14 protein-coding genes are annotated in these 13785 nt (G+C 64.5%); 11 read left to right on the top strand and 3 right to left on the bottom strand.

Annotated features, from left to right (window positions below):
* Positions 1 to 150: 150 nt before the first annotated feature.
* Together hemH and D4754_RS02110 are read right to left on the bottom strand one after the other, a co-directional pair.
* Positions 151 to 1197: a ferrochelatase gene (gene hemH, locus D4754_RS02115; protein WP_121061581.1), complete on the bottom strand. Its 1047-nt coding sequence runs from the start codon at positions 1195 to 1197 to the stop codon at positions 151 to 153.
* Positions 1198 to 1277: 80 nt separating this feature from the next.
* Positions 1278 to 2105 carry a methyltransferase domain-containing protein gene (locus D4754_RS02110; protein WP_121061148.1) on the bottom strand — a complete coding sequence of 276 codons (828 nt, stop codon included), beginning with the start codon at positions 2103 to 2105 and terminating at the stop codon, positions 1278 to 1280.
* On the opposite strand from D4754_RS02110, the gene D4754_RS02105 reads away from it, so the two are divergent.
* From D4754_RS02105 to D4754_RS02090, 4 genes are all read left to right on the top strand, one after another.
* A complete protein-coding gene (locus D4754_RS02105) occupies positions 2096 to 2845 on the top strand; it encodes a ComF family protein (RefSeq protein WP_121061146.1) in 750 nt (249 codons plus the stop codon). The genes D4754_RS02110 and D4754_RS02105 overlap by 10 nt on opposite strands.
* Positions 2846 to 2908: 63 nt before the next feature.
* Complete coding sequence (grxC, locus tag D4754_RS02100; RefSeq protein ID WP_121061144.1) at positions 2909 to 3169, top strand: glutaredoxin 3; 261 nt, start codon at positions 2909 to 2911, stop codon at positions 3167 to 3169.
* Positions 3170 to 3173: 4 nt separating this feature from the next.
* On the top strand, positions 3174 to 4010 hold the full coding sequence (locus tag D4754_RS02095; protein WP_121061142.1) for a carbon-nitrogen hydrolase family protein: 837 nt from the start codon (positions 3174 to 3176) through the stop codon (positions 4008 to 4010).
* 7 nt (positions 4011 to 4017) lie between these two features.
* Complete coding sequence (locus tag D4754_RS02090; RefSeq protein WP_240453717.1) at positions 4018 to 4491, top strand: MarR family winged helix-turn-helix transcriptional regulator; 474 nt, start codon at positions 4018 to 4020, stop codon at positions 4489 to 4491.
* A 60-nt stretch (positions 4492 to 4551) separates the two neighbouring features.
* Here the strand turns inward: D4754_RS02090 and ubiG are convergent, their stop codons facing one another.
* Positions 4552 to 5301: a bifunctional 2-polyprenyl-6-hydroxyphenol methylase/3-demethylubiquinol 3-O-methyltransferase UbiG gene (gene ubiG / locus D4754_RS02085; RefSeq protein ID WP_121061139.1), complete on the bottom strand. Its 750-nt coding sequence runs from the start codon at positions 5299 to 5301 to the stop codon at positions 4552 to 4554.
* 49 nt (positions 5302 to 5350) lie between these two features.
* Between ubiG and pip the strand changes: the two genes are divergently transcribed.
* The 7 genes from pip (at position 5351) to infB (ending at position 13483) form a co-directional block, all read left to right on the top strand.
* A complete protein-coding gene (gene pip, locus D4754_RS02080; RefSeq protein ID WP_121061137.1) occupies positions 5351 to 6331 on the top strand; it encodes a prolyl aminopeptidase in 981 nt (326 codons plus the stop codon).
* Positions 6328 to 7173: an ABC transporter substrate-binding protein gene (locus D4754_RS02075; protein ID WP_121061135.1), complete on the top strand. Its 846-nt coding sequence runs from the start codon at positions 6328 to 6330 to the stop codon at positions 7171 to 7173. The genes pip and D4754_RS02075 overlap by 4 nt, the downstream gene beginning before the upstream one ends.
* Before the next feature lie 51 nt (positions 7174 to 7224).
* A complete protein-coding gene (locus tag D4754_RS02070) occupies positions 7225 to 7845 on the top strand; it encodes a class I SAM-dependent methyltransferase (RefSeq protein ID WP_121061133.1) in 621 nt (206 codons plus the stop codon).
* A gap of 169 nt (positions 7846 to 8014) precedes the next feature.
* Positions 8015 to 8608: a ribosome maturation factor RimP gene (rimP, locus tag D4754_RS02065; protein WP_121061131.1), complete on the top strand. Its 594-nt coding sequence runs from the start codon at positions 8015 to 8017 to the stop codon at positions 8606 to 8608.
* A 12-nt stretch (positions 8609 to 8620) separates the two neighbouring features.
* Complete coding sequence (gene nusA, locus D4754_RS02060) at positions 8621 to 10294, top strand: transcription termination factor NusA (protein WP_121061129.1); 1674 nt, start codon at positions 8621 to 8623, stop codon at positions 10292 to 10294.
* Between the two features lie 28 nt (positions 10295 to 10322).
* Entirely contained in the window at positions 10323 to 10946 is a 624-nt protein-coding gene (locus tag D4754_RS02055; protein ID WP_121061127.1) for an RNA-binding protein, read from the top strand.
* Between the two features lie 5 nt (positions 10947 to 10951).
* Positions 10952 to 13483: a translation initiation factor IF-2 gene (infB, locus tag D4754_RS02050; protein WP_121061579.1), complete on the top strand. Its 2532-nt coding sequence runs from the start codon at positions 10952 to 10954 to the stop codon at positions 13481 to 13483.
* Positions 13484 to 13785: the final 302 nt, after the last annotated feature.

The following is a 13785-nucleotide window of genomic DNA, read 5'->3' as shown; positions in this document are numbered from 1 at the left end:
GATGCCTCCGGCGGGAGTATTTCGAAAGAGAAGACGCCCGGTGTCACCTTGTTTTCTTCTCTTTCGAAGTACTCCGGGGGAGTCCGAGCCGCAGGCTCGGGCGGGGGCAGAGCCCCCCTGCCCGGTCGACGCATGTCTTTGCCACCTCGGTCAGACCCAGCCTGACAGGTTCCGTTCGATCGCCGCCGTCAGCGCCGCGATGTGGGCCGGATCGTCGTTCAGGCAGGGAATGTAGGTGAAGCTTTCGCCACCCGCCTCTTCGAAGGAATGACGGATCTCTTCGTTGATCTCTTCCAGCGTCTCGATGCAGTCGGCCGAAAACGCGGGCGCGCAGACGGCGATGGTTTTCTTCCCCGCCTCGGCCAACCGCGCGACTTCCTCCACCGTGTAGGGCTGCAGCCATTCCTCGCGACCGAAACGCGACTGGAACGTGGTGATCACTTCGCCCTCGGCCCAGCCCAGCTTCTCCCGCAGAAGCCGCGTCGTCTTGTGGCACTGGCAATGATAGGGGTCGCCCTCCATCAGGTAGCGCTGCGGCAGCCCGTGATAGGAGCAGACCAGAACATCGGGTTTCGTGTCGGGATAGGTCCGCTCGACCGACTGGGCCAGCGCCTCGATGTAATCCGGATCGTCGTAGTAGGGCGGCACCGTGCGCGTCGCCGGTTGCCAGCGGCCCTCGGTCAGCGCACGGAAGAACTGATCGTTCGCCGTGGCCGTCGTGGCGCCGGCATAGTGCGGATACAGCGGGAAGAACAGGATCCTGCGGCAGCCGGCGTCGATCATGGCTTGCACTTTCGAAGGCGTCGACGGATTGCCATAGCGCATGCAGAAATCGACCATGACCCCGTCGCCGAACCGCGCTTCCAGCTTGTCGGCGATGGCCGCGGTCTGGTCGCGGGTGATGGTCAGCAGCGGGCTTTCGTTCTTTTCGTTGTTCCAGATCGTCTTGTAGGCCGCGCCGCTGGAAAACGGGCGCTTTGTCAGGATCACCAGCTGCAAGAGCGGCTGCCACAGCCAGCGCGGGTAGTCGACAACGCGCGGATCGGACAGGAATTCGTTCAGGTAACGCCGCATCGACCAGTAATCCGTTGCGTCCGGCGTGCCGAGATTGGCCAGCAGAACGCCGATCTTTTCCGTCGCAACGGCGGGATGGTCGGCGGGGGCGTGATCCGGGCGGGCGGGTGTCGTTTCGAGCATCATCGGTGTCCTGATTTCGGTCCGGGTGCAGATAGCGGAGCGGGGGGGCGCGTCAATCGCCTGCCCCTGCCCTGCGGCATTCAGTCGGGCAGCTTGAATTCGTCGGTCTTCAGCGCATCTGCCAGACGGTTCGCGGCTGAACCCGGCCGCAAGGGCTGCGGCTGGCTGGCATCGGGTGCCCAGGCCGTCAGGCAGATGATCTCGAACGTGGCCGGGATGCGTCCGTCGGGGCGGCCGTGCGTTTCGGCATAGATCGCCTGCGCCGCGGCAAAGACGCTGCGCCGCGTCGGATGGCGCAGACGGTCGGTCAAAGCGTTGCCTTCCCCCATCGCGCGCAGATCCTGCATCAGGTGGAAGATGTCGCGGTAATCGGCGGTCAGCGGCACGACGTCAGCCACCGGAAGCGCCAGCCCGGCCCGTTGCAGAAGGGCGCCCATGTCCCGGATCTCGGCCATTGGCGCCACGCGGGGCGACAGGCCGCCCGTCACCTGCGTTTCGGCCTGCGCGAGCGCGGTGCGCAATTCGTGCAGCGTGCGCCCGCCGAAGGCGAGGCTCAGGAACAGCCCGTCGGGCTTCAGCGCTCGGCGGCACTGGATGATCTGGCCCACCGGATCGTTTGCCCAGTGCAGCGCCATGGCGTGGATCACCAGATCGTGGCTTTGTTCTTCCAGATCCAGAACGTCGCCATCCGCGATCACGCGGGTGCCGGGCAGCAGATCCTGCCACAGGTCGGGCACCGGGCTCACGACCACGGGCGCCGTAAAGGTTCTGTTAACCACGTCGAGGCGATCCTCGACCTCGTCGCGGGCGATGCGATGCAGGAATAGCGCGTCGTCGCGGATGCGGGTCCGGCGCGCGTCCAGTGCGGTTCGGTCGAAAAGTGTGGGGATGTCTGACGATGGCTGCATGGGCGCTAGGTAACCATTTGCGCGCGCCGGTTCAAACGGTGCTGACACTGATCTACCCGCCACGCTGCATTTCCTGCGGCGGGCTGGTGGACATCGAGTTCGGCCTTTGCGCCGGCTGCTGGGCCGACACGCCCTTCATCGGCGGCACGGTCTGCGACAGCTGCGGCCTGCCCGTCCCCGGCGAAAATGATGGAGAGCGGATCGACTGCGACGATTGCCTTGCCCGCCCGCGCCCCTGGTCGGACGGTCGCGCGGCGTTGCTTTATGACGGGCGTGCCCGGTCTCTTGTCATGGCGCTGAAGCACGGCGACCGGACCGAAATCGCCCGCCCCGCCGCCGCGTGGATGGCCCGCGCTGCCGGGCCGGTGCTTGAGGGCGACCCGCTTCTGGTCCCCATCCCGCTGCATTGGCGCCGGATGCTGAAGCGGCGCTACAACCAGTCGGCCCTGATTGCCCGGGCGCTGGCCCGGCAGACGGGGCTGGAGCATTGCCCCGATCTGCTGCAGCGGGCGCGGGCGACACAGTCGCTGGATGGCAAGACAGCCACCGAACGGTTCCAGACGCTGAACGATGCCATCCGCGCGCATCCCAAACGCTCGGCGCATGGTCGGGTCGTGGTGCTGATCGACGACGTCATGACCTCGGGCGCGACCTTTGCCGCGGCGACGGACGCGGCGATGTCCGCTGGTGCCGCCGAAGTGCGGGTGCTGGCGCTGGCGCGCGTGGCCAAAACTCCCTAGGTTGGTGGGGCCATTCACACAGCTGCGGCCGCGTCAGGCCCCAGCGCAAGTCCGGAGGCCCACATGCCGGCTGTCGAAATCTACACCAGACCCCTTTGCGGGTTTTGCGATGCCGCCAAGCGGCTCTTAAGCTCCAAGGGCGTGGAATTCGCCGAATACGACGTCTGGGAAGACCCGTCGAAGAAGTCCGAGATGGTCAACCGGTCCCATGGCGGGCAGACCATGCCGCAGATCTTCATCGGCGACGTCCATGTCGGCGGCTGCGACGACCTGATGGCGCTGGAACGGTCGGGCAAGCTCGACCCGATGCTGGCGATGGAATGATCCGATGAAGGCGGCGCTGATCCAGATCACCGCAAGCGACGATCCCGCGGCCAACCTCGCCGTCACGCAGGGCTTCATTGCCGATGCGGCGGCCGAGGGCGCCGAATTCATCCTGACGCCCGAAGTGACGAACTGTGTCTCGGCCAGCCGCACCCGGCAGAAGGAGGTCCTGCGCCGCGAGGAGGAGGATGAAAGCCTTCCCGCCTTCCGCGCGCAGGCGAAGGAGTTGGGCGTCTGGCTGCTGATCGGGTCCCTGGCGGTGAAGACCGACGACGCGGACGGGCGCTTTGCCAACCGGTCCTTCCTGATAGGCCCGGGGGGCGATATCGTCGCGCGCTATGACAAGATCCACATGTTCGACGTGGAGGTCAGCCCCGAGGAAACCTACCGCGAATCGGCGGGCTACCGTCCGGGGGACCGTGCGGTGGTGGCCGATACCGATTTCGGGCGCGTGGGCCTGTCTATCTGCTACGATATCCGGTTCCCGCGGCTCTACCTTGCGCTGGCCGAGGCCGGCGCGCGAATCCTGACGGTGCCGGCGGCGTTTTCGCCGGTGACGGGCAAGGCGCATTGGGAAACTCTGCTACGCGCCCGGGCGATCGAGACGGGATGTTTCGTGCTGGCCCCGGCCCAGACCGGCACGCATGACGCGACGCGCGGCAAGCAGCGATCGACCCATGGGCATTCCATGGCCGTGGCACCGTGGGGTGAAGTGCTGGTCGATGGCGGCACCGATACGGGGCCGCTGGTCTTCGAGATGGATCTGGACGCGGTCGATTCGGCGCGGGGGCGTGTGCCGTCGCTTGCCAACGCGCGGCCCTTTGCCGACCCGGAGGTGTGATCCCACCGTGAGCGCCGATCCCTCCAGCCCGGACAAGACCAACGCCGATGTCCATGCGCTCGCCGTGACGTTTTTCAGCGAGATCCTGGCGACCGAGCAGATGCTGCGCAACCGGCTCTCCCGCGTGTTGCCGAAGGGGATGGAGCTGTCGCATTTCTCGGTCCTGAACCACCTGGCCTATGTCGGGCAGGAGCGGACACCGGCGCAGCTGGCCGACACGTTCCATGTGACGCGCGGGGCGATGTCGAACACGCTGGCCAAGCTGGAATGGGCGGGGCAGATCCATGTCCGGCCCGACTGGGACGATGCCCGACGGAAGCTGGTGGCGATTTCGCCTTCGGGGAAGCAGGCGCGGGACGCGGCGATCCAGGCGATCACGCCGCTGATCCGGCGGATGATGGCGGACATGGGCGGGGACGAGATGCGGAAGCTGCTGCCGATCCTGCGGGAGTTGCGGGTCAGGTTGGAGAATGACGGGTGATGTTGGGGCCCGGATCGCAAGCGATCCGGGAGGGCGCGAACGTCCGTTTGCGCTCGGAATTCAGGCGTCTGACTTCGTCGCGGCCGTGACATAGTTCACCGACAGGTCCCGGTCCGAGATCGACCACGACCAGCCCAGCGGATTGAAGACGAATCCCTTGCGGTCCACCGGCTCCAACCCCGCGCCTTCCAGCAAGGCGTAAAGCTCGTCCGGAGTGATGAATTTCGACCAGTCATGCGTGCCCTTGGGCAACCAGCGCATCACGTGCTCGGCCCCGAAGATCGCCATGGCCCAGCTTTTCGGGTTCCGGTTGATGGTCGAACAGATGTGCAGACCACCCGGCTTCAGAAGGGCCGAACAGGTCGACAGGAACGCCTGCGGGTTGGCCACGTGCTCCACGACCTCCATGTTCAGCACGGCATCGAATGTCTCGCCCCCCGCGGCGATATCCTCGGCCGTGGTGTGTCGATAATCGATCTCCAGCCCCGATTGCTCGGCATGGATCTGAGCCACGGGAATGTTGCGTTCCGCCGCATCGGCCCCCACGACGATTGCCCCAAGGCGCGCCATCGGTTCCGACAGCAAGCCGCCGCCGCAGCCGATGTCCAATATCCGCAAGCCCGCGAAGGGTTTCGGGGCGGCAAGATCGCGGTCGAATTCCGCCGCGATCTGGGCGGTGATATAGCCCAGCCGGCACGGGTTCATCATGTGCAGCGGCTTGAATTTCCCTGTCGGATCCCACCATTCGGCGGCCATCGCCTCGAATTTTGCCACTTCATTCGTATCAATACTGGTCTCTGCGGCTTGCATTCCGGATGCCTCGTGCGCTTTATCGTTTGCACGTCTATATAGGTCACCGATGGATAAAATCCCGGACGAAAAGCGCGCAGTTCAGTATCTCTACCCGCCGGTCGAGCCGTTCGACCAGCGTATGCTGGACGTGGGCGATGGTCACCGGATCTATGTCGAGCAATGCGGCAACCCCGAAGGACAGCCCGTCGTGGTGTTGCATGGCGGGCCCGGAGGCGGCTGCAGCCCGGCGATGCGGCGCTATTTCAACGCGAAGCACTACCGGATCATCCTGTTCGACCAGCGCGGCTGCGGGCGTTCGCGCCCCCATGCGGAGGTCGAGAACAACACGACCTGGCACCTCGTCGCCGATATCGAGCTGATTCGCGAAACGCTGGGCATCGACAGCTGGTACGTCTTCGGCGGCAGCTGGGGGGCGACGCTGTCGCTGGTCTATGCGCAGACCCACCCCGAACATGTCCTTCATCTGATCCTGCGCGGCGTGTTCCTGATGACGCAGCCTGAGCTCGACTGGTTCTATGGCGGCGGTGCAGGCAAGTTCTGGCCCGAGACATGGGCGCGCTTCACCGCGCCGATCCCGCTGGAAGAACACGACGACCTGATCGCGGCCTATCACCGGCGGCTGTTTTCCGGCGACCGGGCCGAGGAGACCCGATTCGCCCGGATCTGGGCGGCATGGGAAAACGCGCTGGCGTCGATCCATTCGTCGGGCAATTCCGGTGAAAGCCCGGGAGACTACGCGCGGGCCTTCGCGCGGCTCGAGAATCACTATTTCACCCATCACGGATTTCTGGGCGAAGGTCAGGCGATCTTCGACCGGATGGACCGGCTGGCCGACATTCCCGGCGACGTGGTGCAGGGGAGATATGACATGATCTGCCCGCCCTATTCGGCGTGGGAGCTGTGCCAGCGCTGGCCGAAGGGCGACCTGACGCTGGTTCGCAATGCGGGCCATGCTCTTTCCGAACCCGGGATCAGCGCCGAACTGGTGCGCGTGATGGACCGGCTGGCACGGGAATCGCAATCATGAGCGGGCGGGCGACACGGCTGGACCGACGGGCGCTTGTCGCCTCGGGTGCCGCGGCGGCCTTGCTGGCGGCAACAGGCATGGCATCTGCCGGAACCCCCCGGCGTGGCGGACGGCTGCGGATTGCGCTGGCCCGGCCCGATGGTGATGTGCTGCCCGTGGCGCGAGCGGCTGTCTTCGATACGCTCGCGGAAATCGGCCCCGATGGCGTGCTGCGCAGTGAACTGGCGACCGGGTGGGAAAGCGATGCCGATGCCGTGGTCTGGGACATCCGGTTGCGGCAGGGCGTGACCTTCCACGACGGCACCCGGCTGATGGCCGAAGATGCCGCGGGCTCGCTGAGCAATGCCGGGATGACCGGCCTGCGGGATATCGCGGCGGTGTCGCGCGACCGGCTGCGGCTGGTGCTTGATGCGCCCGACCCGAACCTTCCCTTCCGGCTGGCCGATCCGGAACTGATCGTATCGTCGGGTGGCACGGGCGTCGATGACCCCGAAAGCTGGAACGGCACCGGGTTGTACCAGACCCTGTCGGCCCGCCCGGGGCGGCATTTCCTGGGCCGGCGGCTGGAGCGGCATTACAAGGACGGTCAGGCCGGCTGGGCCGACATGGTGGAATGCGTCGTCGTGCCGGATGCCATGGTCCGGGCCGAGGCGCTGGCCGGTGGTCATGTCGACGTGGCCGAACGGCCCGGCGATCTGATGCTGAACGACGATCTGGCGAAACTTCCTGCCCAGCTTCACGGCCAGATTGCCGCCCGGCGGACGGTCGGCATCCCTGCACGCGTAGGGACCCGCGGCCCTATGGACGATCTGCGGCTTGCGGAACGCTGGTGGCTCGTCTAGTCGAAGGCGAGGTTTTGAACCCTTTTACATTCACTAGGCGAGTATTCACCCGTGGCCGTCGGACGCGTTTTCTGGGACTTCTTTTCCAAATCCTATGCCAGCCAGCCAGTTGCGGACGAAGATGCGTACCAGGTCAAGCTTGAGCTGACGCGCGTTTATCTCACCACCGATTCGGATGTTCTGGAATATGGCTGCGGTTCGGGCCTGACGGCACTGTCCCATGCACCCTACGTTCGTCATATTCTGGGCACCGACTATTCGCGCCGCATGGTGCAGATTGCGAAGAACAACGCCGCCGAACAGGAGATCGATAACGCAACGTTCGAACAGGCCGCTGTCGAAGACCTGTCGCAGCTTGAAGGCCCCTTCGATGCCGTGCTTGCGCTGAACATCCTGCATCTCGTGGCCGACTGGAAAGGCGCCATCGCCGAAAGCTATCGCCTGACAAGGCCCGGCGGGGTGTTCGCGTCCTCGACGATCTGCCTGCCCAAGCTGAACATCGGGCTGAAGCTGATGTCGGGCTTCGCCAACGTGACCGGCCTGATGCCGCGGCTGAGTCCGATGACCCAGGACGAGCTTATCGCCGAGATCGAGGCCGTCGGTTTCGAGATCGTCGAACGCTTCCAGCCCGAAGGCGGCGCGATTTTCTTGATCGGGAAGCGGCCGATCTAGGGTCAGGTCCCGTTGCTCCTGCGGCTGACGCTAGCCCCCTTGCATTTCAGCCACACGGGGCGTATATGCCCCTTCATCAGCGGCGTGTCGGGCTCTGGGCCTGAGGCTCCACCGGAATTTTCGACGGGCCGCGCGCCCGTTTTTTTGTCCGGAGACCGCAGTTTTTCCCATGACCAGCACACTGATTGCAAAGGCCGCCATCGACCGCCGCCTGGCCGAGATCATCTCGCCCGTGATCGAGGACCTGGGATTCGAACTGGTGCGCATCCGCCTGATGTCGGGCAAGAGCACGACATTGCAGATCATGGCCGACCGCGCACAGGGCGGCATCGAGGTGGACGATTGCGCCCAGATCTCGAACGCCGTGAGCGCCGTGCTGGATGTCGAGGACCCGATTCTCGATACCTACACGCTGGAGGTATCCAGCCCCGGCATCGACCGGCCGCTGACACGGCTCAAGGATTTCGACATGTTCGAAGGCTATGAAGCCAAGATCGAAACCGCCGAACTGATCGACGGCCGCCGCCGCTTCAAGGGCATGCTGGCCGGGATCGACGGCGACGAGGTGCTAATAAATCTCGACGAAGGTACCGTTGGCCTGAAATTCGATTGGCTTTCGGATGCAAAGCTTGTTCTGACGGACGACCTGATCAAGGAAATGCTGCGGCAGCGCAAAGCCGCGGCAGTGGATGAAACCAAGTTCGACGACATTGTCGAGGAAGATCCCGAAGCCGCATCTGCGCGCGCCGACGGGGCCGAGTAAGGAGACAGGCTGATGGCCATCACTTCTGCAAACCAGCTCGAACTCCTGCAGACCGCCGAGGCGGTCGCGCGCGAGAAGATGATCGACCCCGGACTGGTGGTCGAGGCGATGGAAGAAAGCCTCGCCCGGGCTGCGAAAAGCCGCTACGGCGCGGAAATGGACATTCGCGTGTCCATTGACCGCAAGACCGGCCGCGCGACCTTTACCCGTGTCCGCACGGTGGTCGAGGACGAGGAACTGGAAAACTACCAGGCCGAGTTCACGGTCGAGCAGGCCAAGCAGCACATGGCCGACCCCAAGATCGGCGACACGCTGGTCGAGGAAGTGCCCCCCGTGGAAATGGGCCGGATCGCGGCACAATCGGCCAAACAGGTGATCCTGCAGAAGGTCCGCGAAGCCGAACGCGACCGCCAGTACGAGGAATTTCGCGACCGCGCCGGCACGATCATCAACGGTCTGGTCAAGCGCGAGGAATACGGCAACGTCATCGTCGATGTGGGTGCGGGCGAAGCGATCCTGCGCCGCAACGAGAAGATCGGCCGCGAAAGCTATCGGCCGAACGACCGGATCCGCTGCTACATCAAGGACGTGCGCCGCGAACCCCGCGGGCCGCAGATCTTCCTGAGCCGTACCGCGCCGGAATTCATGGCCGAACTGTTCAAGATGGAAGTGCCGGAAATCTACGACGGCATCATCGAGATCAAGGCCGTGGCCCGTGATCCTGGGTCGCGCGCGAAGATCGCCGTGATTTCCTATGACAGTTCGATCGACCCGGTCGGCGCCTGTGTCGGTATGCGGGGCTCCCGCGTGCAGGCCGTGGTGAACGAACTGCAGGGCGAGAAGATCGACATCATCCCGTGGAACGAAGACCAGCCGACCTTCCTTGTGAACGCGCTGCAGCCGGCCGAAGTCACCAAGGTGGTTCTGGACGAAGAGGCCGAGCGCATCGAAGTCGTCGTGCCGGAAGAACAGCTGTCGCTGGCCATCGGCCGGCGCGGTCAGAACGTGCGGCTTGCGTCGCAGCTGACCGGGCTCGATATCGACATCATGACGGAAGCCGAGGAAAGCGCCCGCCGTCAGGCCGAATTCGAACTGCGCACCAAGCTGTTCATGGACACGCTGGACCTGGACGAATTCTTTGCCCAGCTGCTGGTGTCCGAAGGCTTCACCGATCTCGAAGAAGTGGCCTATGTCGAGCTTGACGAACTGCTGGTAATCGACGGTGTCGACGAAAGCACCGCCGAGGAACTGCAGGCCCGTGCCCGCGATTGCCTGGAAGCGCAGGCCAAGCAAGCCCTTGAAAACGCCCGCGAGATGGGTGTCGAGGACAGCCTGGTTGATTTCGACGGCCTGACACCCCAGATGCTTGAAGCGCTGGCCAAGGACGGCATCAAAACGCTGGAAGATTTCGCCACCTGCGCCGACTGGGAACTGGCAGGCGGCTGGACCACGGTGAACGGCGAACGTGTCAAGGATGACGGCCTTCTTGAGAGTTTCGAGATCTCCCTGGAAGAGGCACAGCATCTGGTGATGACGGCACGTGTCCTTCTGGGCTGGGTCGATCCCGAGGATCTGCACCCGAGCCAATCCGACGAGGACAGAGCCGAAGACGAGACCGAAGACGACGGGACTGAAGCCGACGGCGCCGATGCGCCGGCCGAAGACGACGCGGAGGCCCGGGCCTGATGGCCCGGTTGCTCTCCGGGAGGCCGGTATGGGACGCGGCGGTGTTGTAAAGACCCGAGAGAACGGGCCGGAGCGCAAATGCGCGATCACGGGCAAGGTACAGCCTAAGGCTGGACTGATCCGTTTCGTGGTCGATCCCGAAGGCCGGATCGTCCCGGACATCGCCGGCAAGCTGCCGGGACGCGGTGTCTACGTGACGTCGGAGCGGTCCGCCCTTGAAAAGGCCGTGGCAAAGAAGGTATTTGCTCGCGGATTGAAACAACAGGTCGTTGTACCTGACGGGCTGGTCGACACTGTCGAACAGCTGATGACCGCCCGGGTCGTCGATCTTATCAGCCTGGCACGCAAGTCGGGCGACGCGGTCTCGGGCTATGAACGTGTCAAGGACTGGCTCGAGCGCGAAGAAGCCACGGTGCTTCTTCAGGCGGTCGATGGATCGGGCCGGGGCAAGTCGAAACTTTCGACCCCGCATTACGGCCGCTATATCGGCTGGCTGTCCGCGGACGAACTTGGACGCGCCTTTGGCCGTGAAACTGTGATCCATGCGGCGCTGGGCTCTGGCGGACTGGCGCGACGTGTTGTAGAGGAGGCCCAACGATTGAAGGGCCTGCGCGAAGTGAACGGTGGCAACGGCCACCGAGAAGGACGTTGAACTTGATGAGCGATAGTGACGGCAAGAAGACTTTGGGTGTACGGGGCGGCGGTCCCCGGTCGGGCAATGTGAAGCAGAGCTTCAGCCATGGCCGGACGAAGAACGTCGTTGTGGAGACCAAGCGCAAACGCGTGGTCGTGCCCAAACCCGGCGCTGCCAACAAGGGTTCCGGAACCGCAGGTTCGGCTTCGGGCGATCCCCGCCGTCAGAAAGCCGGGACCACGGATACAGAGATGGCCCGCCGCCTGAAGGCGCTGCAGGCCGCCAAGGCCCGCGAGGCCGACGAGATTGCCGAACGCGAAGCCAACGAAAAGGCCCGCGCCGAGGAGCGTGAACGCCGCCGGGCCGAGATCGAGGCCAAGGAGCGCGAGGAACGTGAACGCGAAGAGCGCGCGCGCCAGAAGGCCGAAGAAGAAGAACGCAAGCGGCTCGAGGCCGAGGCCGAAGCCAACCGCGCAAAAGACGGCGACTCGGGCTCCCGCGCCAAGGCGGATTCCGCACCGGCCCGCGCCGGCGCGGCAACCGCTCCGCGGGAGGACGCTCCGGCACGCCGGAACGACCGTGGCGGCGATCGTGGCCGCGAACAGCCGCAGCGCCCCGCGCGCGGCAAGGGCCGTGGCGGCGACGACAACCGCCGTTCGGGCAAGCTGACTCTGAACCAGGCGCTGTCAGGTGCGGAAGGCGGACGGCAGAAATCCGTCGCCGCCATGCGCCGCAAGCAGGAACGTGCCCGTCAGAAAGCCATGGGCGGTTCGGTCGAGCGTGAAAAGATCGTGCGTGATGTCCAGCTGCCCGAGGCGATCGTCGTCTCGGAACTGGCGAACCGCATGGCCGAACGTGTCGGTGCCGTCGTCAAGGCGCTGATGCAGATGGACATGATGGTCACGCAGAACCAGACCATCGACGCGGACACCGCGGAACTCATCATCGAGGAATTCGGCCACAACGTGGTCCGGGTTTCGGCTTCCGACGTTGAACACGTGATCCAGCAGATCGTGGACGACGAGAAGGATCTGCAGCCGCGTCCCCCGGTCATCACGATCATGGGCCACGTCGACCACGGCAAGACATCACTTCTGGATGCGATTCGCAGCACCAAGGTTGTGTCGGGCGAAGCGGGCGGCATCACGCAGCATATCGGCGCCTACCAGGTGCAGACCGACAGCGGTTCCATCCTGACCTTCCTCGACACGCCCGGCCACGCCGCGTTCACGTCGATGCGGTCGCGTGGGGCACAGGTGACGGATATCGTCGTGCTGGTGGTTGCCGCAGACGATGCGGTCATGCCGCAGACGGTCGAAGCCATCAACCACGCGAAAGCGGCCAAGGTGCCGATGATCGTGGCAATCAACAAGATCGACAAGCCGGAAGCCAATGCGCAGAAGGTCCGCACAGACTTGCTGCAGCACGAAGTCGTCGTGGAAGCGATGTCGGGCGAAGTCCAGGACGTGGAAGTCTCGGCCGTCAGCGGCCAGGGTCTGGACGAACTGCTGGAAGCCATCGCGCTGCAGGCCGAACTTCTGGAACTGAAAGCCAACCCCGATCGTGCCGCACAAGGCGCCGTGATCGAGGCGCAGCTGGATGTCGGCCGCGGCCCCGTGGCCACGGTTCTGGTGCAGACAGGCACGCTGAAGCAGGGCGACATCTTCGTCGTCGGCGAACAGTGGGGCAAGGTCCGCGCGATGGAGAACGACAAGGGCGAACGCGTCAAGGAAGCCGGCCCGTCCGTCCCGGTCGAGGTTCTGGGCCTGAACGGTACGCCGGAAGCGGGCGACGTTCTGAACGTCGTCGACACCGAAGCGCAGGCCCGTGAGATCGCCGAGTACCGCGAAAGCGCGTCGAAGGAAAAACGTGCGGCCGCCGGTGCTGCGACGACCCTCGAACAGCTCATGGCCAAGGCCAAGGAAGACAAGAACGTCGCCGAGCTGCCGATCCTCGTAAAAGCCGACGTGCAGGGCTCTGCCGAAGCCATCGTTCAGGCGATGGAAAAGATCGGCAACGACGAAGTCCGCGTGCGCGTGCTGCATTCGGGCGTGGGCGCCATCACGGAATCGGATATCGGCCTTGCCGAAGCGTCCGGTGCCCCCGTGTTCGGCTTCAACGTTCGTGCCAACACGCCGGCCCGTAACAGCGCCAACCAGAAGGGCGTAGAGATCCGGTACTATTCCGTGATCTACGATCTTGTGGATGACGTCAAAGCGGCGGCAAGCGGCCTTCTGGGCGCCGAAGTTCGCGAGAACTTCATCGGCTACGCCGAGATCAAGGAAGTCTTCAAGGTTTCGGGCGGTGTCGGCAAGGTTGCCGGCTGCCTGGTCACCGAAGGCATTGCCCGCCGGTCCGCCGGTGTGCGTCTGCTGCGCGACAACGTGGTGATCCACGAAGGCACGCTGAAGACGCTCAAGCGCTTCAAGGACGAAGTGTCCGAGGTCCAGTCGGGCCAGGAATGCGGCATGGCTTTCGAGAACTACGAAGACATCCGCCAGGGCGATGTCATCGAGATCTTCGAACGCGAGGAGATCGAGCGCACGCTCGCCTGATCGCGGTTCGGACGGAAATGAACCTGAGGGCCGGCTTTGCCGGCCCTTTTCATTTGCGATTGGTCATTCCCGACAATTCCGGAATCAAAAAACCCGCGTGGCGCGATGCCAACGCGGGTTTGTCATTTTCTTGCACACCTTGGACGGACTTACCGATGATTTCGGCAAGACCCCGTACTGGACGCGAGGTTAAACGGGGCGCCCGGCAAACAGCCGGTCACCCACGCGAATCGCGATGTGCCCGTTCGGCATATTTCGAACGAAGACACCCTGAACGAAAACGGTAGTTCCGATGATGATCG

The sequence above is a fragment of the Chachezhania antarctica genome (assembly GCF_003646465.1).
GTDB lineage: Bacteria > Pseudomonadota > Alphaproteobacteria > Rhodobacterales > Rhodobacteraceae > Chachezhania > Chachezhania antarctica.
Note: the sequence above shows the minus strand (reverse complement) of the source record. Positions and strands in the feature narration are given on the sequence as shown.